Below are 22,892 nucleotides of genomic sequence, written 5' to 3' on the forward strand. Positions count from 1 at the left end.
CATGGAGTCGGCAGAGGTGGCGCGCCGCTTCCTGAAGTTCTTCGAGGAGCGCGGGCACACGGTGGTGCCCTCCGCCAGCCTGGTCGCCGAGGACCCGACCCTGCTGCTGGTGAACGCCGGCATGGTCCCGTTCAAGCCGTACTTCCTCGGCCAGCGCACCCCGCCGTCGCAGCGGATGACCAGCGCGCAGAAGTGCGTCCGGACGCCCGACATCGACGAGGTCGGCAAGACCACCCGGCACGCCACGTTCTTCCAGATGCTGGGCAACTTCTCGATCGGGGACTACTTCAAGGAGCAGGCGATCCCGTTCGCGTGGGAGCTGCTGACCCGCTCCCGCGAGGACGGCGGCTTCGGCTTCCCCGAGGACAGGCTCTGGGTGACCGTCTTCCACGACGACGACGAGGCCCGCGACCTGTGGCACAACAAGGTCGGCGTCCCTCTCGAGCGCATCCAGAGGCGCGGCATGGAGGACAACTTCTGGTCGATGGGCGTCCCCGGCCCCTGCGGCCCCTGCTCGGAGCTCTACTACGACCGGGGCCCGGAGTACGGGCGCGAGGGCGGCCCGGTCGCCGACGAGGACCGCTACCTCGAGGTGTGGAACCTCGTCTTCATGCAGTTCGAGCGGGGCCCCGGCGACAGCAAGACCGACTTCCCGATCCTCGGCGACCTGCCCGCCAAGAACATCGACACCGGCATGGGCCTGGAGCGCATGGCGGCGATCCTGCAGGGCGTCGACAACATCTACGAGACCGACACCCTGTGGCGGGTCCTGGACCGCGCCGCGGGCCTGACGGAGGCGGTCTACGGGCGCGACCACCGCGCCGACGTGTCGCTGCGGGTCATCGCCGACCACGTCCGCAGCGGGACGATGATGGTCGCCGACGGCATCCGCCCCGGCAATGAGGGCCGCGGCTACGTGCTGCGCCGCATCCTGCGCCGCTCGATCCGCAACCTGCGGCTGCTCGGCGGCCAGGACGCCGGGCTGATGCACGAGCTGACCTCCGTCGCGATCGCCGCGATGGGCGAGCAGTACCCCGAGCTGATCCGCACCGCCGCCGGCATCCACACGGTCATCGACGCGGAGGAGGAGTCCTTCCTCCAGACGCTGCGCACCGGCACGGCGATCTTCGACACCGCGGTGGAGGAGACCCGCCGCGCGGGCGGCACGACCCTGGCCGGCGACCAGGCGTTCAAGCTGCACGACACCTACGGGTTCCCGATCGACCTGACCCTCGAGATGGCCTCCGAGGCCGGCCTCCAGGTCGACGAGGACGGCTTCCGCCGGCTGATGAAGGAGCAGCGGGACCGCGCCAAGCAGGACGCCCGCGACAAGAAGACCGGCAACCTCGACGTCTCGGTCCTCGACGAACTGCTCACCGGCGCCGGCGGCAAGGTCGACTTCATCGGCTACCACGACGTCACCGGCGACGCCCGGCTCGTCGGGCTGCTGGTCAACGGCGCCAACGCGCCCGCGGCGGGGGAGGGCACCGAGGTCGAGGTCGTCCTCGACCGCACCCCGTTCTACGCCGAGGGCGGCGGCCAGCTCGCCGACCAGGGCGTCATCCGGCTCGGCAACGGCGCGGTCATCGACGTGCACGACGTGCAGGCGCCGCTCGCCGGCCTGATCGTGCACCGCGGCCGGGTCCGCAGCGGCGAGGCGCAGGCGGGTGACTCCGCGCACGCCGAGATCGACCTGACCCGGCGCGCCGCGATCTCCCGCTCGCACACCGCGACCCACCTGGTGCACGCCGGGTTCCGCCGGGCGCTCGGCGAGTCCGCCGCGCAGGCCGGCTCGGAGAACTCGCCCGGCCGGTTCCGGTTCGACTTCACCGCCTCCGGCGCCGTCCCGCCGAGCGTGCTGCGCGACGTCGAGGACGAGGTCAACGAGGTCCTGATCGGCGACCTGGACGTGCGGGCGTTCCACACCTCGATCGACCAGGCCCGCGCCATGGGCGCGCTCGCGCTGTTCGGCGAGAAGTACGGCGACGAGGTCCGGGTCGTGGAGGTCGGCGACTACTCCCGCGAGCTGTGCGGCGGCACGCACGTCGCCCGGTCCGGGCAGCTCGGCCTGGTGAAGGTGCTGGGCGAGTCGTCGATCGGCGCGGGCGTCCGCCGCGTCGAGGCCCTCGTCGGCATCGACGCGTTCCGGTTCCTGGCCCGCGAGAGCGTGCTGGTCGCGCAGCTCGCCGAGCAGATGAAGGCGCGCAAGGAGGAGCTGCCCGAGCGCATCTCCGGCGTCGTCGGCCGCCTGCGCGAGGCGGAGAAGGAGCTGGAGAAGCTGCGCTCCCAGCAGATCCTCGCCGCCGCCGGCGCCCTCGCCGACGGCGCGAAGGACGTCAACGGCACCGCGTTCGTGGCGCACCGCGCCCCCGACGGCACCGGCGCCGACGACCTGCGCAAGCTCGCCGTGGACGTGCGCGGCCGGCTGCAGGCGCGGCCCGCCGTGGTGATGGTGACGGGCGTCCCGAAGGACCGTCCCGTCGTGGTCGTCGCCGTGACCGAGGGCGCGCGCGAGCGCGGCCTGAAGGCCGGCGCGCTCGTCGGCCTGGCCGCCAAGGCGCTCGGCGGCGGAGGCGGCGGCAAGGACGACCTCGCGCAGGGCGGCGGCGCGAACCCCGCCGCGGTCGACGACGCGCTCGCCGCGGTCGAACGAGCCGTAGGGGCCGCGTGAGCCCCGCGGGCGGGTTAAGGGGCGGCGCGTCATGAGGCTCGTGACGGACGCGGCGCCGCCCGCGAGGCGTCCCGCACCGCGGAGCGGAGCGGGACGATGAGGCAGGGCGTGCGGCTCGGCGTGGACGTGGGGAGCGTCCGGGTGGGCGTGGCCCGGTGCGATCCCGGCGGGATCCTCGCCACGCCCCTGGAGACCGTGAAGAGCGGCAAGGGCGACATCGACCGGCTCGTCGACCTCGTGGCCGAGCACGAGGCGATCGAGGTCGTCGTCGGGCTGCCGACGTCGCTGTCGGGCCGCGAGGGCCCGGCGGCGCAGTCGGCGCGCAGGTTCGCCGCCAGGCTCGCCGACCGCCTTCCCCCGGAGGCCGTCCGGCTGTACGACGAGCGGCTCACCACCGTCACGGCCGAGAGCGGGCTGCGGGCGGGGGGAGTGCGCGGGCAGGCGCGCCGCAAGGTCGTGGACCAGGCCGCCGCCGCGGTCCTGCTTCAGGCCGCCCTGGACGGGGAACGGTTGACCGGGCGCCCCCCAGGCGAGATCGTCCGGGGGAGCTCATGAACGATCTGGACCTCTTCTCCGACCCGTACGGTGATCCGTACGAGGAGGGGCAGCCGCAGGAGCCGCCGAGCAGGCGGAACCAGCGGCGGGCCCGCAAGCGGCAGAAGCGTCGCCGCCGCAGCGGCCGCGCCGCGTTCCTGTTCGCGCTGGCGTTCATCGTCGCGGTGTTCGGCACCGCGGGCGTGTTCGGCGTCGCGATCCTGGACAACCGGCTGCATCCGCCGGACTACTCCGGGTCCGGGACCGGCAGTGTCACGGTCCAGGTGAAGGACGGCGCGAGCGGCGCGGTGATCGCGGCGACGCTGCAGGAGCACCGCGTCGTGAAGAGCACCCGGGCGTTCGTGAAGGTCTACAACGCCGAGACGCGCGCCTCCAGCATCCAGCCGGGCTTCTACCAGATGCGCCTGCGGATGTCGTCGAAGGCGGCGATGGCCCTGCTGCTGGACCCGAAGTCGCGGGCCGGCAACCAGATCTCCGTCCCCGAGGGCAAGCGCGTGACCGAGGTCTTCCAGCTGCTGTCGAAGAAGACCGGCATCCCCGTCCGGGACTTCCAGGCGGTCGCGAAGGACACCAGCGGCCTCGGGCTGCCGTCGTACGCCGGCGGGAAGCTGGAGGGCTTCCTGTACCCGGGCCGCTACGACCTGGACCCGAACGGGTCGGCGCGGAAGATCGTCCAGCAGATGGTCGACGCGTTCAACAAGGAGGCGAGCAGCTCCGACCTGGAGGGCAAGGCACGGGAGGCGAACCTCACCCCGCTGAAGGTGCTGACGCTGGCCAGCCTCGCCCAGGCCGAGGGCGGCAAGCCGGACGACCTGCCGAAGATCTCCCGGGTGATCTACAACCGGGTCAAGGCCGGGATGGCGCTGCAGTTCGACACCACCGTCCTGTACGCGCTGAACAAGCGCACGCTGGACGTGCGCAACCGGGACCTCCAGGTCGACTCCCCGTACAACACCTACAAGCACAAGGGCCTGCCGCCGGGACCGATCTGCAACCCCGGCCCCGACGCGATCGAGGCCGCGCTGTCGCCCGCGACCGGGGACTGGCTGTACTTCGTGGCCACCGACCCGACGCACAAGGTCACGAAGTTCGCCAGCACCGACGCCGAGCGCCAGAAGCTGGAGCAGGAGTTCCGCGAGTGGCAGAAGAAACACCCGAACGGCTGACGCGTGACGGATCGGAGCGGGCAGGTGGGTAGCGGGCACGTGGGCGAGGTCCGGCGCGCGGCCGTGCTGGGCTCGCCGATCGCGCACTCGCTGTCGCCGGTGCTGCACCGGGCGGCGTACGCGGCGATGGGCCTGGACGGCTGGCGCTACGACGCCGTCGAGTGCGGCGAGGACGGCCTCGCCCGGTTGCTGGACGGCCTCGGCCCCGAGTGGGCGGGCCTGTCGCTGACGATGCCGCTCAAGCGGGTCGCGCTGAAGCTCGCCGACTCGGTGTCGGAACTGGCGGAGCGGGTCGGCGGCGCCAACACGCTCGTCTTCCGCGACGGGCGCCGGCACGCCGACAACACCGACGTGCACGGCATCGTCACCGCGCTCGCCGAGGCGGGCCTCGGCTCGCCCGGCAGCGCGCTGGTGCTGGGCGGCGGCGCGACCGCCGCCTCGGCGCTGGCCGCGCTCGCCGCGCTGGGCCTGGACGCGGCGGTCCTCGCGGTCCGCGACCCGGGCCGGGCGTCGCAGGCGGCCGAGGTCGGCGAGCGCTGCGGGCTGGCGGTGCGGGTCGTCACCCTCGACCGGGTCGCCGACCACCTGCCCGCCGGGCTGGTGGTGTCGACCCTGCCGGGACGGGCCGCCGACGCCTTCGCCGGGCCCGTCGCGGCGTCCGGCGCCGCGCTGTTCGACGTGGTGTACGCGCCGTGGCCGACGGCCCTCGCCGCGGCCGTCGAGCGCGCCGGCGGCACGGTCGTCGGCGGCTTCGAGATGCTGCTGCACCAGGCCGTCCGGCAGGTCGAGCTGATGACCGGCCGCGACGAGGTCCCCGTGGCGGCCATGCGCGAGGCCGGCGAGGCGGAACTGGCCCGCCGCGCCGCCACCGCCGGCGGCTAGGGGGCCGCGGGCGGCGGGCCGCGCGGCGTCCGCCGCCGTTTCAGCGACTCGTCCACGCCGGCCAGCACGATCGGCACGATCACGCTCAGCCAGAAGTCGCGCCAGCCCCACGCGCCGAGCGTGACGCCGAACGCGCTCGACACGCAGACTGACCCGAGCACCAGCGCCGGCCAGTGCCGCCGCACCAGCGCGACCGGGTCGACGAGCCGGCGGTGCGGCAGCAGCGCCGCCACCGGCCGCTCGCGCGCGTGCGCGCGCTGCACGACCGTCGCGTCCGGGTACCAGTGCAGCACGTCCGCGCTCCCGGCGAGCGGGACGCGGGACAGCGCGATCAGCGTCTCCAGCCGCCACCACAGCGTCCACAGGGAGGTGCGGCCGCCGCCCGGCGGGCCGCCGAGGCGGGGATCGGCGACCTCGCCGCGCACCAGCGTCCGGAACGCGCGGGCGATCGTCGGCCCGTGCGGGCCGCGCGGGTCCCGCAGCAGCGCGGTCAGCGCGATCGGCAGGCCGTAGTGCCACAGGGCGAGCCGCCACACCGGCCGGGAGCCGAGCCCGTGCGGGGACACCTCGTAGGTCTCGATCCAGGTGTGGTCGTCGTCGGGGTCGAGGTGGGCGAGCAGCCAGTCGTAGGCGTCCAGCAGCCGCTCGGTCCGCAGGCCCGGCCGGGCCTCGGCGAGGGTCACCAGGACGAACGCGGTGTGCGTGACGGTCGGCGCGGCGTCCGGCACCGGTCCCCACGCGGGCCGGTGCGCCGTCCGGCCGGCCGTCAGCCACTCCACACCCCGGTCCACCGCGGGTTCGTACGGGTTCAGCTGGGCGAGCGCGCGCAGCGCCAGGCAGGTCTGCCACACCCGGGACGCGCAGCCGTACAGCGAACCCCAGCCGCCGTCGGGGTTCTGGTTGCGCAGCAGCCACCGGTAGGCGCGCCGCAGGTCCGGAGCGTCCTCGCGCAGGTCGCAGCGGGCACGGGCGAGGAACCGGGCGATCCATCCGGTCGCCTCGACCACGGGCATGCCGAGGCTGGTCCGGGTCGCCCAGCCGCCGTCGCGCAGCGCGTCCGCGGACGCCGCCTGCCGTTCGGCGAGGAACGCCAGGCCCGCGTCGAAGTGCTCGAAGGGGCGGCCCGCCTCCACGAACGCCAGCAGCCCGAGCGCGGTCGCGGTCGTCCCGGGCTCGGGCCGGGCCAGCTCGTGGTACCAGCCGCCGCCGCTGCCGGGGGCGGGCGCGTAGGTGTCGCGCAGGACGTCCAGGGACTCGCTCAGGCGGGCTTCGAGCACCGCCATGTCGATGACGGGGGCCGCGGTGGCGGTGGCCGCGGCGGCGGAGGGAGCGGCGCGGGGCGCCGGTGCGGGGGGCTGGGAGGTCTGGTTCACGGTGCTGCCTTCTCTCCTCATATGTGCCCACGCGGTCGAGTTCTGTACCCCGCGGGTCCCGGGACTGTGGCGACCGCCGCACAGATCACCGGCGCCGGGCGGTGGGCACGCTGGAAGCGACCGCCCGTGTTCCCGTGTGCTGGAGGAGGCGTTGACAGAGCCATCCGTGCAGGCCGAGCCTGGTTCCGAGTGCGTGCTGTGCCCGCCCCTCCGGTTCCGGATCAACGCCATGGCCGGCCTGCCCGGCGAGCCGTCCGTCCTCGAAAGGGACCGCGACTTCCTGCTGATGCCGGACGTCGCGCCGCTCACCGACGGGCACCTCCTCCTCGTCACGCGCGAGCACCGCCAGTGCGCGGGCGACTTCGACGAACGGCTGTGGGACCGTGCCCTGCACTGGCGCGACCGCGTCGCCCGCCTCTACCGGCACGCCTACGGCACCGGCGAGCTCCTGCTCTTCGAGCACGGGCCCGCGCTGCCGCAGGGCGGCGGCGCGTGCATCGACCACGCGCACTGGCACTTCGTCCCGGGGACGCCGGGCGTGCGCGGCGTCGTGGAGCGGCAGGGCCTGCCGGGCTCACCCGCCGGATACGCGGCGGTCCGCGCCCGCTTCCGCGCCGGGCGCTCCTACCTGCTCATCGAGGAGCGGGGGACGGCGACCGTCCATTCCGGCGACGGGGTGCGCGGCCAGTTCCTGCGCTGGGCCGTCGCCGCCGCCCTGAACGGTGCCACCGCGCCCGGGACGGCCCCGGCGGGCGGGACGTGGCGCTGGCAGGAGACCTTCGGCCTCCCCGAAAGCCGCCGCCGGTTCCTGCGCACCCTGCGGACGCTGCGCCGCGCGTCCGCCGCCCTCGACGGCCCGCCCCGCCGCGATCACCACGACGACAGCCACCAGTAAAGCTCGCGGACCGCCAGCCGGTCACCGAAACCCGCCCGCACGTCACCCTCCCGGTATCCGCTCGCGTACTCCGTCAGCAACCGTTCCCGCCGGTAGGCCAGCACCCGCTCCAGCCGCGTAGGGCCGAAGCGCAGCAACCACAGCGGACGCCCCGGGACCAGGTCGTCCAGCGCGCGTGCCAGCGCCCGCACCTCGCCCGCCCCGGCGGGCACCGGCCGGCCGAGCACCCGCGCCAGCGTCGGCGCCTCCGCGATCACCAGGTCGGCGGCCGACAGCAGCGGCAGCACGTCCGCCGCCGCGAGCCGCGCGTCGATGTCGTGCGGGACGAGGTCGAACGCCACTCGGGTGCCCGCCGCGCGCGCCGCCTCCGCCGCCGCCCGCAGCGCCGCCCGCGACACCGGCGACAGCAGCGAGTACCCGTCCAGGAACAGCACGTCCGCCCGGCCGATCGCGCCCGCCGCCGAGCGGACCTCCGACTCGGTGAGCCGGCGGCCCGGCGCGTCCGGCTCTGCCACCAGCAGCCGCACCCCCGGCCCGCCGCCGGCCGGCCCGTCGCGCAGCATCACCGTCACCCCGTTCGGCGCGCCCGGCTCGACCCGCAGCCGGTCCCGGACGCCGATCCGGCGCAGCTCCCGCCGGATCACCGGCGTGAACTCGTCGTCCCCCACCTTCGCCAGCACGCTCACCCGGCGGAAGCGCGCCACCGCGCACCGGGCCAGGTTCACCGCCGTCCCCGCGACCAGGGCGCGCGCCGGCGCGTAGCAGAGCCGGTCGGCGGTCAGCTCCCCGAACCGGACGCCCGCCAGCTCCGCCCGCACCTCGATCCGCACGTCCCCGAGCACGAACAGGGAGAAGCGGCGGCGGCCCGCCGCGTCCGGGCCGGGCGGGCACACGGGGGAGGGGCCGGCGCTGCCCGTGCCCGCGTCCGCGTCCATCCGGCCGTCAGCGGGCGAGCGGCAGGAACGCCCGCACCACCGGGCGCAGGCTCGGGATCAGCGGGTAGGAGCACACCTCGTCCAGCGGCACCCAGGCGCATCCGTCCAGGTGGTCGCTCTCGTCCTGGTTGCCGAACGCGACGTCGAACGTCAGCGGGCGGCAGCGGCGGGCCGCCGCGACCACCCGGACCCGCCCGCCCGGCGCGCCCGCGGACCGGTCGTCCATGAACCACTGCCACAGATGGAACGGCGGCCCCGGATCGATCTTCAGGCCGACCTCCTCCCACACCTCCCGCCGGATGTGGTCGTCGAGGTCAAGGTCGCCGCGCACGTCCAGCCGCCCGCCGGGCACCTCCCAGCGGCCCGGCTGGAAGGGGTCGGACGCCGCCTTGCGCACCATCAGCAGCCGGTCCGCGGCCGTGATGAACGCCTTCTGCGCGAACTGCAGGCGGGTCGGCGGCCAGGCGCTGACAGGGCCGGGGGAACCGGTCTCGACTGAGGGCATCGCGCGAATACCTCTCTGGCGCCGGCCCCACCGGGCCGTCCTCGCACCACGGTAACAACGCGGACGTCCGCGGCCAGGCGACCGCCCGGCCAGAAGACCCTCACCTCCACGCGGGAAAGGCGCGGGAAGGGCCGCCGGACGGGGGTAGGCGACCCGCCCGCATTCCCCCGGGGGGCGCGGCGGACGACCCGCGCCCGGGAATGCGGCACCGCCATGCCGGGTTGTAGCGAACGGCGTACTTCGCGGTGCACGCGGAACCTGCGAGGCGCGAAGGTGCTCCGCAGGTGGTAGTGTTGGTGGTCGACCGGCCCTGTGCACGCGACCGACGAGGTCACGCGCGCCGGGCGCTCAAGCGGAGGCCACCTCCCACCTGACCGGCCGCGAGGCCGGTGGGTATCGGTCCGGCGAACGGGCGCGGCGCGCTCGTCCCGCCGTCGTCCCCGGACGGCTCCGCCGTCCAGGGCGACCGAAGGTGGCCCCGCACGTGAGTCGTGCGGGGCTTTTCGCGTGAGAGCCTCGGGGTACGACCGGTCCCAGAACTTGAGAACGGCCCCAAGGAGGTCCCATCAGCGCCGAACCGCGTATCAACGACCGCATTCGCGTGCCCGAGGTCCGGCTCGTCGGCCCGAACGGCGAACAGGTGGGCATCGTGCCCATCGCCAAGGCCCTTGAACTCGCGCGTGAGTCGGACCTCGACCTGGTCGAGGTGGCGCCCACCGCGCGCCCGCCCGTCGCCAAGCTCATGGACTACGGCAAGTTCAAGTACGAGTCCGCGATGAAGGCGCGTGAGGCGCGGAAGAACCAGGCGCACACGATCATCAAGGAGATCAAGCTCCGCCCGAAGATCGACCCGCACGACTACGAGACCAAGAAGGGTCACGTGGTGCGGTTCCTGAAGGCCGGCGACAAGGTCAAGGTCACGATCATGTTCCGTGGTCGTGAGCAGTCCCGCCCGGAGCTCGGTTTCCGGCTGCTGCAGCGGCTGGCCGACGACGTCGAGGAGCTCGGCTTCGTCGAGTCGCGGCCCAAGCAGGACGGCCGTAACATGATCATGGTGCTCGGTCCGCACAAGAAGAAGGCGGAGGCCAAGGCGGAGCGCGCCGCGAGCCGCGAGCAGGACGCGGCGGCCGGTTCGGCCTGACCCGCCGCCGGGCCGCGCGAGCCGGACGCCCGCCGCGGATGCGGCACCGGCGCCCGGTCGGCGGCTGCCCCGGATGCCGCCCGCCCCAGTGCGGAGCGCACCGGGCGCGGTGCCTGTACGACCTTGGTGCCGGACCGGCCGCAACGCCGGTCCGGCCGCAACGCCCGCGGCCCGCAAGGGCCGCCGGGCCCCCGCCACGGCGGCGGGCCCGCCGGCGGCCTCGCGGCTTTCGCGGGGGCGCCACGCACGTACATTGAAGCCTGACCTGGCGCGCCGCACGCGTCCGAGTGCGACGCGCCGATCAGGTGCGCCCCCGTGCCGCCGCACGGGGGCCCGGGAACGAGGGAGACGACGGCGACCATGCCGAAGACCAAGACCCACAGCGGTGCCAAGAAGCGCTTCAAGCTGACCGGCTCCGGCAAGGTGATGCGCCGCCGCGCCAACAAGAACCACCTGCTCGAGCACAAGCCCACCAAGCGGACGCGCCGCCTGTCCGGCCCGGCCGTGGTGGCCGACGCCGACGCCAAGAACATCAAGAAGCTGCTGCGCAAGTAGCACCGACCGGCAACATCGACGACCGGCCGGCGCCAGGACGGCTCCGGCCCCCACGAAGGAGTTCAGCACGTGGCACGCGTGAAGCGGGCGGTCAACGCCGCCAAGAAGCGTCGGGTCGTTCTGGAGCGGTCGAGCGGCTACCGCGGCCAGCGTTCGCGGCTGTACCGCAAGGCCAAGGAACAGCAGCTCCACTCGATGACCTACGCCTTCCGGGACCGCAAGGACCGCAAGGGCCAGTTCCGCCGCCTGTGGATCCAGCGGATCAACGCCGCGGCCCGCGCCAACGGCATCACCTACAACCGGTTCATCCAGGGCCTGAAGGCCGCCGAGGTCGAGGTCGACCGGCGCATGCTGGCCGAGCTCGCCGTGAACGACGCCCCCGCGTTCGCCGCCCTGGTCAAGGTGGCCAAGGACGCGCTCCCGGCGGAGGCCGCCTGAGCCGGGCGACCTGGCGACGGGCGAGTACGGCGACATGGCGGGCCGCGAGCTGACCTCTATCCGATCACCACGGGTGAAGGCCGCTCGCCGGCTCGCCAAACGCGCCTTCCGGCGCCGTGAGGGGCGGTTCCTCGCCGAGGGGCCGCAGGCGGTGCGGGAGGCGCTGGAGATCCCCGGCGGGCTGGCCGAGCTGTTCACCACGGCCGAGGCCGAGACCCGCCATCCCGAGCTGGTCGGCGCCGCCGAGCGCGCCGGGGTCCCGGTGCTGCGGGTCAGCGGCGAGATCATGGCCGAGCTGGCGCAGACCGTCACCCCGCAGGGGCTGCTGGCGGTCTGCGAGTTCGTGGACGTCCCGCTGGCCGGCGCGCTGGCGGCCGGCCCGCGGCTGGTGACCGTCCTCGCGCACGTCCGCGACCCCGGCAACGCCGGGACGGTGCTGCGCACCGCCGACGCGGCGGGGTCGGAGACGGTCGTGTTCACCGACGCGTCCGTCGACCCCTACAACGGCAAGTGCGTGCGCGCCTCGGCGGGCAGCCTGTTCCATCTGCCGGTCGTGACCGGCCCGCGCTTCGACGTCCTGATCCCCGAGCTGAAGCGGGCGGGGCTGACGGTGCTGGCCGCCGACGGCGCGGGCGAGCGCACCCTGGACGGGGCCATCGACCAGGGGCTGCTGGCACGGCCCACCGCCTGGGTGTTCGGCAACGAGGCGTGGGGCCTGCCCGAGGAGATCCTCCGGCACGTGGACGAGGTCGTCCGCGTGCCGATCTACGGCCGGGCCGAGAGCCTGAACCTGGCGACGGCCGCGGCCGTCTGCCTGTACGCGTCGGCGCGGGCGCAGCGCTCGGCCTGAGCCGGGCCGCGCGCACCCGGCGCGGCGCGGTCGGCACCGGCCGCTGCGCGGCGAACTCCCGGGGAGACCCGGGCGAACAGACGGCCACGTACGAACGGGCGCGAAGGTTCAATGCGTTCCGTGGCCGGTTGGCCGCAAGCGGTCGCGTTCGGGGCCGTTTCATGGCATGTGAGCTGCGAAGATGGTCTTGACGCGGACGGAGGGGCAGGGGGCCCGCCGGAGCGGGGGACTCATTCCCAGGTAGGAGCGGGATACCGGCCCGGTGGTGGATTCCACCGTCCCGGCCCGCTGCTTACGGTGTTGACCAGGTCTTTGACCAGGGCGGCGTTGACCAGGGCGGCAACGGAGCCGCGCAGAGTGGGGGGCGAACGTGATGACCGAGGAGACCAGGCCGGCGAGACGGCCGGGCCGGCGCGCGCCGGAGATCCGGTGCCGGACGGGCGCCGGCCAGGCCGCGTCCCGCGGCTCCGCGGCGCCCGGCACCGCCCCGCGCGGCGCCGCGGCCCCCGCTGCGGCGGCGCCCGACGCGATCGGCGCGTGGACGGCCGGCCCGGTGCCGGGCCTGGCGGTCGAGGTCGCCGAGCGGCGGCCGGGGACCGCCGTCGTCGCGGTGGCCGGGGAGATCGACCTGCACACCGCGGACGGCCTGCGGGCCGCGCTGGTCAGGGCGCACGCCGCGGGGGCGCGCCGGCTGGTGCTGGACTTCGCCGCCGTCCCGTTCTGCGACGCGGCGGGGCTCGGCGCGCTGGTCGGCGCGCACAACGAGGTCTGCGCGTCCGGCGGCGAGATCGTGCTGGCCGGGGTGCGCCCCGCCCAGTTGAGGCTGCTGCGGATCACCGGGCTGCACCGGCTGTTCGCGGTGCACGCGGACGTGGCGGCCGCGCTCGCGAGCCAGGACTCGCCGACCGGCTCCCGCTGACGACCCGGCTCCCGGAACCAGCCCTGCGGGTGCTCGTCCAGGGCCTGCCCGGTGGCTACAAATGCCTTGCCGCGAGGCGTTCTCCGGGTCCCGTAAGGGGCCCGACTGCGGATAGAGTCTCTTTTCGACAGGCCGCGCTCTACCGGTGTTCTGGAGGCCGCTGTGGGCGGAGAGGAACCCCCCGGCGTGGCCGCGCGCGCTCTCTTCGAGCCCGGGCAGGTGGACGACCTGCCGGACGGGCTGCTGGTCGCCGACCGCGACGCCCGCGTCGTGGTGTTCAACGCCGCCGCCGAGCGGATGACCGGGATCGCCGCCGCGGCCGCGCTGGGCCGCGACTTCCGCGACGTCCTGCCGCTGCACGACGCCGAGGGCCGCGACTGGTGGAAGTGCCTGGCCCCCTACGACGGCCTCGCGACCCGCACCAGGCAGCCCGAGCGCTCGCTGTTCCTGGCCGGCACCGAGCTGCTGGTCACCGCGGGCTACCGGCGCGGCGAGGGCGGCCGGGTCGAGCGCTTCACCGTCTGCCTGCGCGACGCGCAGCACCGCGCCCGCCAGGAGCGCGACCGCGCCGACCTGGTGTCGACCGTCGCGCACGAGCTGCGCTCCCCGCTGACCAGCGTCAAGGGCTTCACCGCGACGCTGCTGGCCAAGTGGCACCGCTTCAACGACGACCAGAAGCGGGTCATGCTGGAGACCGTCAACGCCGACGCCGACCGCGTCACCCGGCTGATCACCGAGCTGCTGGACGTGTCCCGGATCGAGGCGGGCCGGCTGGAGATGCGCCGCCAGGTCGTCGACCTGCCCGAGGAGGTCCGCAAGGTCATCGCGGGCCGGGTCGCCGCCGGCGACGCCGCGGACCGGTTCCGGTTCGAGGCCCGCGGCGAGCTCCCCGAGATGTGGCTGGATCCCGACAAGATGGACCAGATTCTCGGCAACCTGGTGGAAAACGCGGTGCGGCACGGCGCCGGCACTGTCACCATCGTGGTGGAGCCGGACGCGCACAAGGAGGGGGCGGCCGTGTCGGTGCGCGACGAGGGCGAGGGCATACCGCCCGAGGCCGTCCAGCGCGTCTTCCGGCAGTTCTGGCGCGGCCCGGGCGGTAACCGGCGCGGCGGCACCGGGCTCGGCCTCTACATCGTGAAGGGCCTGGTCGAGGCGCACGGCGGCGCGATCACGGTGCGGCGGGCGCCCGGCGGCGGCGCCGAGTTCCGATTTACCGTGCCCGCCGGGGCCCCCGACCACGCGAGCTGAGCCCGACCCGGGCGCGACCGCGGCCGCGGAAGGGCTCCGGGCGGGCCGCGCGCCACGCGCACGCTTTCCGGATGTTCACCGCCCGCGCACTAGACTGCGGGCGTCCCACGCCGACCGGAGTCGATCACACCACCATGTCTGCACCCAACAAGTCCTATGACCCCGTCGAGGTGTCCGCGCTGCAGCCCGAGGAGCTGGACCGGGCCCGCGACGAGGCGCTCGCGGCGATCGCCGCGGCCGCCGACCTCGACGCACTCAAGCAGGTCCGCCTGGCGCACGCCGGCGACCGTTCCCCGCTGGCGCTCGCCAACCGGGAGATAGGCGCGCTGCCGCCGGCTGCGCGCGCCGACGCGGGCAAGCGCATCGGCGCCGCCCGCGGCGCGGTGTCCAAGGCGCTGAAGGAGCGCCAGGCCGCCCTGGAGGAGGAGCGCGACCAGCGGGTCCTCGTCGAGGAGACCGTCGACGTCACCCTGCCCTGGGACCGCGCGCCGCGCGGCGCCCGGCACCCGCTGACCACCATGCAGGAGCGGATGGCCGACGTCTTCGTCGCGATGGGCTTCGAGGTCTCCGAGGGCCCCGAGGTCGAGGCGGAGTGGTTCAACTTCGACGCACTCAATTTCCTGCCGGACCATCCGGCCCGCACCATGCAGGACACCTTCTTCGTGGAGTCGGAGGGGTCCGGGCTGGTGATGCGCACGCACACCTCGCCGATGCAGATCAGATCGCTGCTGTCGCGGCCGCTGCCGGTGTACGTGGTCGCGCCGGGCCGCACGTTCCGCACCGACGAGCTGGACGCGACGCACAGCCCGGTGTTCCACCAGCTGGAGGGCCTCGCGGTCGACGAGGGCCTGACGATGGCGGACCTGCGCGGCGGCATCGCCGCGTTCGTCACCGGCATGTTCGGCGAGGGGCTGAAGACCCGGTTCCGGCCGTCGTACTTCCCGTTCACCGAGCCGTCGGCGGAGGTGGACATGCAGTGCTTCGTGTGCCGGGGCGCGTCCGCCGAGCCGGGCGGCGAGCCCTGCCGCACGTGCGGCTCGGAGGGCTGGATCGAGCTGGGCGGCTGCGGCATGGTCAACCCGCGGGTGCTGGTGGCCTGCGGTGTCGACCCGGACCGCTACAGCGGCTGGGCGTTCGGGCTGGGCGTCGAGCGGACGCTGATGTTCCGGCACGGCGTGGAGGACATGTACGACATGGTGGAGGGTGACGTCCGGTTCACCCTCCCGTTCGGGACGGAGATCTGATGCGGGCCCCGCTTTCCTGGGTGCGCGAGCACGTCGAGCTGCCCGCCGGCGTGACGGGCCGGGACCTGGCCGCCAAGCTGATCGCGGCGGGCCTGGAGGTCGAGACGGTCGAGCAGGCCGGCGCCGACATCTCCGGCACGCTCGTGGTCGGCGAGATCCTCGAGATCGAGGAGCTGACCGGCTTCAAGAAGCCGATCCGGTACTGCCGGGTCGACGTCGGCGACGCCAACGGCACCGGCGAGCCGCAGAACATCATCTGCGGCGCGACGAACTTCGCGGCCGGCGACCGCGTCGTGGTGGTCCTGCCGGGCGGCGTGCTGCCCGGCGGGTTCCGGATCGGCGCCCGCAAGACCTACGGCAGGATGTCCGAGGGCATGATCTGCTCGGTCACCGAGCTCGGCATCGGCGACGACCACAGCGGCATCCTCGTGCTGCCGCCGGACGCGCCGGTCGGCGCCGACGCCGTCGAGCTGCTCGGCATCCGCGACGAGGTCCTGGACATCGCCGTCACCCCGGACCGCGGCTACGCGCTGTCGATCCGCGGCATCGCCCGGGAGGCGGCGATCGCCTACGGCGTCCCGTTCAAGGACCCGGCGGACGTGGAGCTGCCCGCCAAGAACGGCGAGGCGTACCCGGCGAGCATCGGCGACCCGACCGCGTGCGACCGGTTCGTCCTGCGGGAGGTCCGCGGCTTCGACCCGGACGCGCGGACCCCCATGTGGATGCAGGTGCGCCTGCACCGCGCGGGGATGCGCCCGGTGTCGCTGGCCGTCGACGTCACCAACTACCTGATGCTGGAGCTCGGGCAGCCGCTGCACGCGTTCGACCGCGCGAAGCTCACCGGCCCGATCGTGGTGCGGCGCGCCGAGAAGGGCGAGAGCCTGGAGACCCTCGACCACGTCAAGCGCACCCTCGACCCCGAGGACATCCTGATCACCGACGAGTCGGGCCCGATCTCGATGGCCGGGACGATGGGCGGCCTCGCGACGGAGATCGACGACCGGTCGGCCGACATGGTCATCGAGGCCGCGCACTTCGACGCGATCGGCACCGCCCGGATGAGCCGCCGGCACAAGCTGCACAGCGAGGCGTCCTACCGGTTCGAGCGCGGCGTCGACCGGGAGCTGCCGCTGTACGCGTCGTACCGCGCGGCGCGGATGCTGGCGGAGCTCGGCGGCGCGGAGATCGTGCCGGGCGTCACGCATGCCGAGGCGCCGGTCGCGGGCGTCACGATCACGATGCCGGCCGGGCACCCGGACAGGGTCGCGGGCGTGGCGTACGGCCGCGACGCGGTCGTGCGGCGGCTCGAGCAGGTCGGCTGCGCGGTCGAGGGGGGCGACGTCCTGACGGTGGCGCCGCCGTCGTGGCGCCCCGACCTCACCGACCCGAACGACCTCGCCGAGGAGGTCATCCGGCTCGAGGGCTACGAGGACATCCCCGTGCGCGCGCCGCGCCCGTCGGCCGGGCGGGGCCTGACGGCCGAGCAGCGGCTGCGCCGCCGGGTCGGCCGGGCGCTCGCCGGCGCCGGGTACGTCGAGGTGCTGGCGTTCCCGTTCGTCTCCGCGAAGGACTGGGACGACCTGCAGCTGCCCGCCGACGACGTGCGCCGCCGCGCGCTGCGGCTGGCGAACCCGCTATCGGAGGAGGAGCCGCTGCTGCGCACCACGCTGCTGCCGGGCCTGCTGCGGACGCTGGCGCACAACGTCGGGCGGGGCTTCCCCGACACGGCGCTGTTCGAGATGGGCGTGGTGTTCCGGCCGCGCCCGGACGCGCCGGAGCGGGCGCCGCGGCTCGCGGTGGACCGCGGCCCGACGGCCGAGGAGGTCGCGTCCGTCGAGGCGGCGCTGCCGGACCAGCCGCACCGGGTGGCGGTCGTGCTGTCCGGCGACCGCGAGCCCTCGGGCTGGTGGGGCGGCGGCCGTCCGGCGCTGTGGGCGGACGCGGTGCAGGCGGCGCGGCTGGTGGCGGCCGAGGTCGGCGTGGAGCCGGTGGTGAAGGCCGACCAGCACGCGCCCTGGCATCCGGGCCGCTGCGCCGCGCTGTACGTGGGCGGTACGCTCGTCGGGCACGCCGGCGAGCTGCACCCGCGCGTCACCAAGGCGTACGGCCTGCCGGCCCGCACCTGCGCGATGGAGCTGGAGCTACGCCGCCTCGGCGAGCCGGTGACGGTCCGCGCGCCGCACGTGTCGACCTACCCGGTCGCCACGCAGGACGTCGCGCTCGTCGTCGACTCCGGCGTGCCCGCCGCGGAGGTGGAGGCGGCGCTGCGCGACGGCGCGGGCGAGCTGCTGGAGGCGATCCGGCTGTTCGACGTCTACACCGGCGAGCAGGTGGGGGAGGGCCGCAAGTCCCTGGCCTACTCGCTGCGGTTCCGCGCGCCGGACCGCACCCTCACCGCCGAGGAGGCGTCGCAGGCCCGCGACGCCGCGGTCGCCGTCGCGGCCGAGCGCACCGGCGCCGTGCTGCGCGGCGCCTGACCTGCCGCGTCTCATCTGCGGAAACGTGCCCCGGGCCTGCCGCAGGCCCGGGGCACGTGAAGGGGTGCAGCCAGCCGGGCAGCGCCGCGACCGGCACGAGGATCCCGCCGAGGATGGAGAAGGTGCGCCGCCAGCGCGGCGGCGCGCCCGGCGAAGACCGGGCTGACGGGTCCCATGGGTTCAGCATGGCGGCACGCGCCCCGCCGATCCACTGGGAATCGGCGGCCGGCCCCCGGCCCGCGCGCGACGCGCAAGGCCCCGCGCGGAACGTCCGCGCGGGGCCCCGGGCCGCCGGTCAGGTCAGGACGCGGCGGGTGAACGTGCGGGTCGCGGCCCACGTCAGCAGGGCCGTCCCGCCGACGATGGCCAGCAGGAACGCCCACGCCGGCATGTGCGGGATGCCGGGCGTCAGGGTGCTGCGCAGCCCCTCGCTGACGTAGACGAGCGGGTTGAACAGGCTGAGGACCTGCAGCCACCGGATGTGGTCCAGCGCCGACCACGGGTAGTACACGCAGCCGAGCATCGTCATCGGCAGCAGCACCATCGCGAACAGGACCTGCACCTTCTGCGGGTTCAGCAGCGTGCCGAGCAGCAGCCCGCCGGCGGCGGCCAGCAGCGACCCCGCCACCATCACCACGACCAGCACGGGCCAGTTCTCCACGTGCACGTGCGGGGACTGGCCCTCGGCGTGGATGAGCAGCACGGCCGGGAACACCAGCAGCCCGCCGATCAGCCCCTGCAGGGCCGCCGCGATGATCTTCTGCACCGCCAGCAGCGGGATCGGCACCGGCGCCAGCGCCCGGTCGGTGATGGACTTCTGCCAGTTCAGCTCCATCATCAGCGGGAAGATCACCGCCATCATCGCCTGCATGATGATGGACGAGCCGACCAGCCCGGGCACGAGGATCGTGGAGAAGGTCGGCCCGCCGGGGCCGCCCGCCATCGCGCCGCCGCCGAGCTTCGGCAGCACGTACGAGAACACGAACACGAACATCACCGGCTGCACCAGCACCCGGACGAACGTCGACAGGAAGTTCTTGCGCATCACCCGCGCCTCGCGCGCCATCATCGCGCCGAACGTGCGGGGGATCGTCGCCCGCGCCGGCGGCGGGGGCGTCAGGACGGTCGCGGCCGGGGCGGTCATTCTCGGTATTCCCTTCCGGTGAGGGTGAGGAAGACGGTCTCGAGGCTGGGGCGCAGCTGGGTGGCGTCGGTGACGCCGACGCCGGCGGCCGCCCCGATCGCGACCAGCTCGCCGAGGATCCCGTCGGGCTCGGTCGCGAACACCCGGACCTGTCCGTCGTTCACCTCGACCTTGCTGATGCCGTCGCGGTCGGCGAGCTTGTGGATCTGGTCGGGCGCGGGCGCGTCGTAGGCGACGGTGATGACGGTGTCGGCGCCCGCCGCGTTCTTCAGCTCGTCCACGGTGCCCGCGGCGAGGATCTTGCCGTGGTCGACGACCGCGACCCGGTCGCAGAGCGCCTCGGCCTCCTCCATGTAGTGGGTGGTGAGCAGGATCGTCTGCCCGCCGGCCTGCAGGCCGCGCAGCACCTCCCACAGGTTCGTGCGGGTCTGCGGGTCGAGGCCGGCGGTCGGCTCGTCCAGGAACAGCACCTCGGGCCCGTGCATCAGGGCCCGGCAGATCATCACCCGCTTGGCCTGCCCGCCCGACATCTCGAACGGGTTGCCCTTGCGGTGCTCGGTGAGCCCGAACAGCTCCATCAGCTCGTCGGCGCGGCGCCGCGCGTCGCGCGCGCCGAGCCCGAAGAACCGGCCGCGGAACTCCAGGTTCTCGGCGGCGGTGAGGTCGCTGTCGAGGGTGTTGTTCTGCGACACGACGCCGATCCGGCGCTTGATCTCGACGGCGTCCTTCACCACGTCCAGCCCGGTCACCCGCGCGGTGCCGCCGGTCGGGACGACCAGCGTGGTGAGCATGCCGATGGTCGTGGACTTGCCCGCGCCGTTCGGGCCGAGCAGGCCGAAGAACTCGCCGCGCGGCACGTCCAGGTCGATGCCGCGGACGGCGGGCACCTCGGGCCGCGGGCCGGCGGCGGGGTAGGTCTTCGTCAGCTCCACCGTCTGGACGGCGGGCTCGGGGGGTGCGCTCACGCGCGGTCTCCCTTCCCTTGCGTGCCCTCGGAGTAGGTCTCGAACTGTTTGATCAGGTTGACCAGGAACCGGCGGACGGCCGCCTCGTCCCCCTCTTCGACGACGCCGTAGAGCTCTTGCAGGTCCTGGCCGATCGGCTGGGACTTATCGACGAGCAGCCGCCGCCCCTCGTCGGTGATGCGCAGCATCACCCCGCGCCGGTCGCGGTAGGAGCGCTCGCGCCGGACGTGCCCGTTGCGCTCCAGCGTGTCGACCACCGAGGTGATCGTGGCGGGGGTGACCATCAGCCGCCTGGCGCATTCGCCGGGCCGCAGGCCGTCCTCGACGACCAGCAGGCGGAGGAGGAAGAACCCCGCCGGGCTGATCCCGTGCTTCTCGACGATCCGCCAGACGACGGGCCCGGACAGCCGCGAGGCGACGGCGAAGAGCCGGCCGACGGGCCACTGCTCCATGGGGCCGAGGACCGTGAGGTCGCCGAAGCCGAGGTTCTCCATGGCGGTGATGTTAGGGCACTGATGTTTCGAGGGCAAATCTTTAGAGGCCTAATTACTCGCCGTACCATGAATGTCAATGTAGGTTGACAGCCGGTGCACTGTCAACTCATGTTGACGCGGCGACGGGCTCCGGCCGCCGCGCGGCGGCTGTGTCGCTCGTCTCAGAACGCGCTGACCGCTCGTTCCACGTTGAATAGATTTCCAGTTGCGTGCATACTCTTACTGCTTGCTTCCGAAGGAGTGGACATGGGAATCCGGACGGCGGTCGCCGGCGCCAGCGGTTACGCGGGCGGCGAGCTGCTGCGCATCCTCGCGGGACATCCAGAGTTCGAGATCGGCGCGCTCACCGCCGGCGCCAACGCCGGCACGGAGCTCGGCGCGCACCAGCCGCATCTGCGATCCCTGGCCGGGCGCGTCCTGGAGGAGACCACCCCGGACGCCCTCGCCGGCCACGACGTGGTGTTCCTGGCCCTGCCGCACGGGCGGTCCGGGCCGCTCGCGGCCGAGCTCGGCGACGACGTCCTCGTCGTCGACTGCGGCGCCGACCACCGGCTCACCGACCCCACCGCCTGGGAGGCCTTCTACGGCACTCCGCACGCCGGCACCTGGCCCTACGGGCTGCCCGAGCTGCCGGGGCAGCGCGACGCGCTCCGCTCCACCAGGCGGATCGCCGTCCCCGGCTGCTACCCGACCGCCGTCACGCTCGCGCTGTTCCCCGCGTTCGCCGCCCGGCTCGCCGAACCCGACGTCGTCGTGGTCGCCGCGTCCGGCACGTCCGGCGCGGGCCGGTCCCTCAAGCCGCACCTGCTCGGCAGCGAGGTCATGGGGTCCGTCAGCGCCTACGCCGCCGGCGGCGTCCACCGGCACACCCCCGAGATGACGCAGAACCTCGGCGCCGTCGCCGGCGAGCCGGTCACCGTGTCGTTCACGCCGACGCTCGCCCCGATGAGCCGCGGCATCCTCGCGACCTGCACCGCCAAGGCCCGCCCCGGCGTCACCGCCGCGGCCCTCCGCGCCGCCTACGGCGACGCCTACGCCGGGGAACCGTTCCTCGGCCTGCTGCCCGAGGGGCAGTGGCCCGCCACCTCCATGACGCTCGGCGCGAACACCGCCCTCGTCCAGGTCGCCCTGGACGAGGCCGCCGGCCGGATCATCGCGGTCGCCGCCGTCGACAACCTCGCCAAGGGCACCGCGGGCGGCGCCGTCCAGAGCGCCAACCTCGCCCTCGGCCTCCCGGAAGAACTCGGGCTGACCACGATCGGAGTGTCCCCTTGAGCGTCACCGCCCCCCGGGGTTTCCGCGCCGCCGGCGTCGTCGCCGGGCTGAAGGACAGCGGCACCCGCGACCTGGCCCTCGTCGTCAACGACGGGCCGTCCCGCGCCGCCGCCGCCGTCTTCACCCGCAACCGCGTCAAGGCCGCGCCCGTCCTGTGGTCGGAGCAGGTCCTCAAGGGCGGCCGCGTCCGCGCGGTCGTGCTGAACTCCGGCGGCGCCAACGCCTGCACCGGCGCCCCCGGCTTCCAGGACACGCACGCCACCGCGGAGAAGGCCGCCGAGCTGCTCGCCGACTCCGCCGGCGAGATCGCGGTCTGCTCCACCGGCCTGATCGGCGAGCGGCTGCCGATGGACGCGCTGCTGCCCGGCATGGACAAGGCCGTCGCCGAGCTGTCGCGCGGCGACGGCGGCCTCGCCGCCGCCGACGCCATCCGCACCACCGACACCGTCGCGAAGATCTCCTTCCGGCAGGGCGACGGCGGCTACATGATCGGCGCGATGGCCAAGGGCGCGGGCATGCTCGCCCCGTCCCTGGCCACCATGCTGTGCGTCATCACCACCGACGCCGACCTGCCCGCCGAGGCCCTCGACCGGTCGCTGCGCGCCGCCACCCGCGTCACCTTCGACCGCCTCGACTCCGACGGCTGCACGTCCACCAACGACACCGTCCTGCTGATGGCGTCCGGCGCGACCGGCGCCGTCCCCGGCGAGGAGGAGTTCACCGCGCTGCTCACCGAGGTCTGCGCCGACCTCACCCGGCAGCTCCTCGTGGACGCCGAGGGCGCGTCCAAGGCCATCGCGATCGAGGTCGTCGGCGCCGCGTCCGAGGACGACGCCGTCACCGTCGGCCGCTCCATCGCCCGCAACAACCTGCTCAAGTGCGCCGTCCACGGCGAGGACCCCAACTGGGGGCGGGTGCTGTCGGCGATCGGCACCACCGACGCCGTGTTCGAGCCCGACCAGCTCAACGTCGCGATCAACGGCGTGTGGGTGTGCCGCAACGGCTCGTTCGGCGACGACCGCGACAAGGTCGACATGCGCCCCCGCGACGTGACGATCACCGCCGACCTGTCGGCCGGCCCGCACAGCGCCACCGTCTGGACGAGCGACCTCACCGCCGACTACGTCCACGAGAACTCGGCGTACTCGACATGACCG

At 74.2% G+C, this 22,892-nt stretch carries 21 protein-coding genes; 15 read left to right on the forward strand and 6 right to left on the reverse strand.

Annotated elements, in window-relative coordinates:
- The first annotated feature begins 1 nt into the window (after position 1).
- The 4 genes from alaS (at position 2) to F8568_RS40110 (ending at position 5,274) form a co-directional block, all read left to right on the forward strand.
- The gene (gene alaS, locus F8568_RS40095; RefSeq protein ID WP_151598992.1) at positions 2-2,671 is read left to right on the forward strand and encodes an alanine--tRNA ligase; all 2,670 of its coding nucleotides are present in this window, start codon (positions 2-4) and stop codon (positions 2,669-2,671) included.
- A gap of 96 nt (positions 2,672-2,767) precedes the next feature.
- Positions 2,768-3,226, forward strand: a complete 459-nt coding sequence (gene ruvX, locus F8568_RS40100; protein ID WP_151598994.1) for a Holliday junction resolvase RuvX — start codon at positions 2,768-2,770, stop codon at positions 3,224-3,226.
- The gene (gene mltG, locus F8568_RS40105; protein WP_151598996.1) at positions 3,223-4,392 is read left to right on the forward strand and encodes an endolytic transglycosylase MltG; all 1,170 of its coding nucleotides are present in this window, start codon (positions 3,223-3,225) and stop codon (positions 4,390-4,392) included. Before ruvX ends, mltG begins: the two co-directional genes overlap by 4 nt.
- Before the next feature lie 3 nt (positions 4,393-4,395).
- A complete protein-coding gene (locus F8568_RS40110) occupies positions 4,396-5,274 on the forward strand; it encodes a shikimate dehydrogenase (RefSeq protein ID WP_328601238.1) in 879 nt (292 codons plus the stop codon).
- On the opposite strand, the gene F8568_RS40115 is transcribed toward F8568_RS40110, so the two are convergent.
- Complete coding sequence (locus F8568_RS40115) at positions 5,271-6,647, reverse strand: prenyltransferase/squalene oxidase repeat-containing protein (RefSeq protein WP_160573929.1); 1,377 nt, start codon at positions 6,645-6,647, stop codon at positions 5,271-5,273. The genes F8568_RS40110 and F8568_RS40115 overlap by 4 nt on opposite strands.
- A gap of 151 nt (positions 6,648-6,798) precedes the next feature.
- Here F8568_RS40115 and F8568_RS40120 point away from each other — a divergent pair, with 151 nt between their 5' ends.
- Positions 6,799-7,542 carry an HIT family protein gene (locus F8568_RS40120; RefSeq protein WP_160573930.1) on the forward strand — a complete coding sequence of 248 codons (744 nt, stop codon included), beginning with the start codon at positions 6,799-6,801 and terminating at the stop codon, positions 7,540-7,542.
- On the opposite strand, the gene F8568_RS40125 is transcribed toward F8568_RS40120, so the two are convergent.
- Together F8568_RS40125 and F8568_RS40130 are read right to left on the reverse strand one after the other, a co-directional pair.
- Positions 7,518-8,477: a PfkB family carbohydrate kinase gene (locus tag F8568_RS40125; RefSeq protein ID WP_151599002.1), complete on the reverse strand. Its 960-nt coding sequence runs from the start codon at positions 8,475-8,477 to the stop codon at positions 7,518-7,520. The genes F8568_RS40120 and F8568_RS40125 overlap by 25 nt on opposite strands.
- A 7-nt stretch (positions 8,478-8,484) precedes the next feature.
- The gene (locus tag F8568_RS40130) at positions 8,485-8,982 is read right to left on the reverse strand and encodes an NUDIX domain-containing protein (protein WP_151599003.1); all 498 of its coding nucleotides are present in this window, start codon (positions 8,980-8,982) and stop codon (positions 8,485-8,487) included.
- A 583-nt stretch (positions 8,983-9,565) separates the two neighbouring features.
- On the opposite strand from F8568_RS40130, the gene infC reads away from it, so the two are divergent.
- The 8 genes from infC to pheT all read left to right on the forward strand — a co-directional run bounded on the left by infC (position 9,566) and on the right by pheT (position 17,857).
- Entirely contained in the window at positions 9,566-10,123 is a 558-nt protein-coding gene (gene infC, locus F8568_RS40135) for a translation initiation factor IF-3 (RefSeq protein ID WP_328601241.1), read from the forward strand.
- A gap of 360 nt (positions 10,124-10,483) precedes the next feature.
- Positions 10,484-10,678 (forward strand): 50S ribosomal protein L35, encoded by a 195-nt coding sequence (rpmI, locus tag F8568_RS40140; RefSeq protein WP_067468638.1) that lies wholly within the window; start codon positions 10,484-10,486, stop codon positions 10,676-10,678.
- Between the two features lie 69 nt (positions 10,679-10,747).
- Positions 10,748-11,116, forward strand: coding sequence for a 50S ribosomal protein L20 (rplT, locus tag F8568_RS40145; protein WP_151544049.1), 369 nt, complete (start codon positions 10,748-10,750; stop codon positions 11,114-11,116).
- 34 nt (positions 11,117-11,150) lie between these two features.
- The gene (locus tag F8568_RS40150; RefSeq protein ID WP_151599008.1) at positions 11,151-11,966 is read left to right on the forward strand and encodes a TrmH family RNA methyltransferase; all 816 of its coding nucleotides are present in this window, start codon (positions 11,151-11,153) and stop codon (positions 11,964-11,966) included.
- A gap of 373 nt (positions 11,967-12,339) precedes the next feature.
- Entirely contained in the window at positions 12,340-12,885 is a 546-nt protein-coding gene (locus F8568_RS40155) for an STAS domain-containing protein (RefSeq protein WP_151599010.1), read from the forward strand.
- 162 nt (positions 12,886-13,047) lie between these two features.
- Complete coding sequence (locus F8568_RS40160; RefSeq protein ID WP_407924512.1) at positions 13,048-14,136, forward strand: sensor histidine kinase; 1,089 nt, start codon at positions 13,048-13,050, stop codon at positions 14,134-14,136.
- A gap of 134 nt (positions 14,137-14,270) precedes the next feature.
- A complete protein-coding gene (pheS, locus tag F8568_RS40165) occupies positions 14,271-15,380 on the forward strand; it encodes a phenylalanine--tRNA ligase subunit alpha (protein WP_151599015.1) in 1,110 nt (369 codons plus the stop codon).
- Positions 15,380-17,857, forward strand: a complete 2,478-nt coding sequence (gene pheT, locus F8568_RS40170) for a phenylalanine--tRNA ligase subunit beta (protein WP_151599017.1) — start codon at positions 15,380-15,382, stop codon at positions 17,855-17,857. The genes pheS and pheT overlap by 1 nt, the downstream gene beginning before the upstream one ends.
- A gap of 295 nt (positions 17,858-18,152) precedes the next feature.
- On the opposite strand, the gene F8568_RS40175 is transcribed toward pheT, so the two are convergent.
- The 3 genes from F8568_RS40175 to F8568_RS40185 are packed head-to-tail and all read right to left on the reverse strand — an operon-like array spanning position 18,153 to position 20,460.
- Positions 18,153-19,001, reverse strand: coding sequence for an ABC transporter permease (locus F8568_RS40175; RefSeq protein ID WP_151599019.1), 849 nt, complete (start codon positions 18,999-19,001; stop codon positions 18,153-18,155).
- Positions 18,998-19,966: an ABC transporter ATP-binding protein gene (locus tag F8568_RS40180; RefSeq protein WP_151599021.1), complete on the reverse strand. Its 969-nt coding sequence runs from the start codon at positions 19,964-19,966 to the stop codon at positions 18,998-19,000. The genes F8568_RS40175 and F8568_RS40180 overlap by 4 nt, the downstream gene beginning before the upstream one ends.
- Positions 19,963-20,460, reverse strand: coding sequence for a MarR family winged helix-turn-helix transcriptional regulator (locus F8568_RS40185; RefSeq protein ID WP_151599023.1), 498 nt, complete (start codon positions 20,458-20,460; stop codon positions 19,963-19,965). The genes F8568_RS40180 and F8568_RS40185 overlap by 4 nt, the downstream gene beginning before the upstream one ends.
- Before the next feature lie 246 nt (positions 20,461-20,706).
- Here F8568_RS40185 and argC point away from each other — a divergent pair, with 246 nt between their 5' ends.
- Together argC and argJ are read left to right on the forward strand one after the other, a co-directional pair.
- Entirely contained in the window at positions 20,707-21,735 is a 1,029-nt protein-coding gene (argC, locus tag F8568_RS40190; RefSeq protein ID WP_151599024.1) for an N-acetyl-gamma-glutamyl-phosphate reductase, read from the forward strand.
- Complete coding sequence (gene argJ, locus F8568_RS40195) at positions 21,732-22,889, forward strand: bifunctional glutamate N-acetyltransferase/amino-acid acetyltransferase ArgJ (RefSeq protein ID WP_151599025.1); 1,158 nt, start codon at positions 21,732-21,734, stop codon at positions 22,887-22,889. The genes argC and argJ overlap by 4 nt, the downstream gene beginning before the upstream one ends.
- Positions 22,890-22,892: the final 3 nt, after the last annotated feature.

The organism is Actinomadura physcomitrii (assembly GCF_008923205.2).
Taxonomy (GTDB): Bacteria; Actinomycetota; Actinomycetes; order Streptosporangiales; family Streptosporangiaceae; genus Spirillospora; species Spirillospora physcomitrii.

What these genes read in the sequence shown, in the direction of transcription:
- mltG (WP_151598996.1), top strand. Translation starts at nt 3,223, where the DNA reads ATGAACGATCTGGACCTCTTCTCCGACCCGTACGGTGATCCGTACGAG.
- F8568_RS40125 (WP_151599002.1), bottom strand. Translation starts at nt 8,477, where the DNA reads ATGGACGCGGACGCGGGCACGGGCAGCGCCGGCCCCTCCCCCGTGTGC.
- pheS (WP_151599015.1), top strand. Translation starts at nt 14,271, where the DNA reads ATGTCTGCACCCAACAAGTCCTATGACCCCGTCGAGGTGTCCGCGCTG.
- ruvX (WP_151598994.1), top strand. Translation starts at nt 2,768, where the DNA reads ATGAGGCAGGGCGTGCGGCTCGGCGTGGACGTGGGGAGCGTCCGGGTG.
- pheT (WP_151599017.1), top strand. Translation starts at nt 15,380, where the DNA reads ATGCGGGCCCCGCTTTCCTGGGTGCGCGAGCACGTCGAGCTGCCCGCC.
- F8568_RS40155 (WP_151599010.1), top strand. Translation starts at nt 12,340, where the DNA reads ATGACCGAGGAGACCAGGCCGGCGAGACGGCCGGGCCGGCGCGCGCCG.
- F8568_RS40130 (WP_151599003.1), bottom strand. Translation starts at nt 8,982, where the DNA reads ATGCCCTCAGTCGAGACCGGTTCCCCCGGCCCTGTCAGCGCCTGGCCG.
- rpmI (WP_067468638.1), top strand. Translation starts at nt 10,484, where the DNA reads ATGCCGAAGACCAAGACCCACAGCGGTGCCAAGAAGCGCTTCAAGCTG.
- F8568_RS40185 (WP_151599023.1), bottom strand. Translation starts at nt 20,460, where the DNA reads ATGGAGAACCTCGGCTTCGGCGACCTCACGGTCCTCGGCCCCATGGAG.
- F8568_RS40150 (WP_151599008.1), top strand. Translation starts at nt 11,151, where the DNA reads ATGGCGGGCCGCGAGCTGACCTCTATCCGATCACCACGGGTGAAGGCC.
- argC (WP_151599024.1), top strand. Translation starts at nt 20,707, where the DNA reads ATGGGAATCCGGACGGCGGTCGCCGGCGCCAGCGGTTACGCGGGCGGC.
- F8568_RS40175 (WP_151599019.1), bottom strand. Translation starts at nt 19,001, where the DNA reads ATGACCGCCCCGGCCGCGACCGTCCTGACGCCCCCGCCGCCGGCGCGG.
- alaS (WP_151598992.1), top strand. Translation starts at nt 2, where the DNA reads ATGGAGTCGGCAGAGGTGGCGCGCCGCTTCCTGAAGTTCTTCGAGGAG.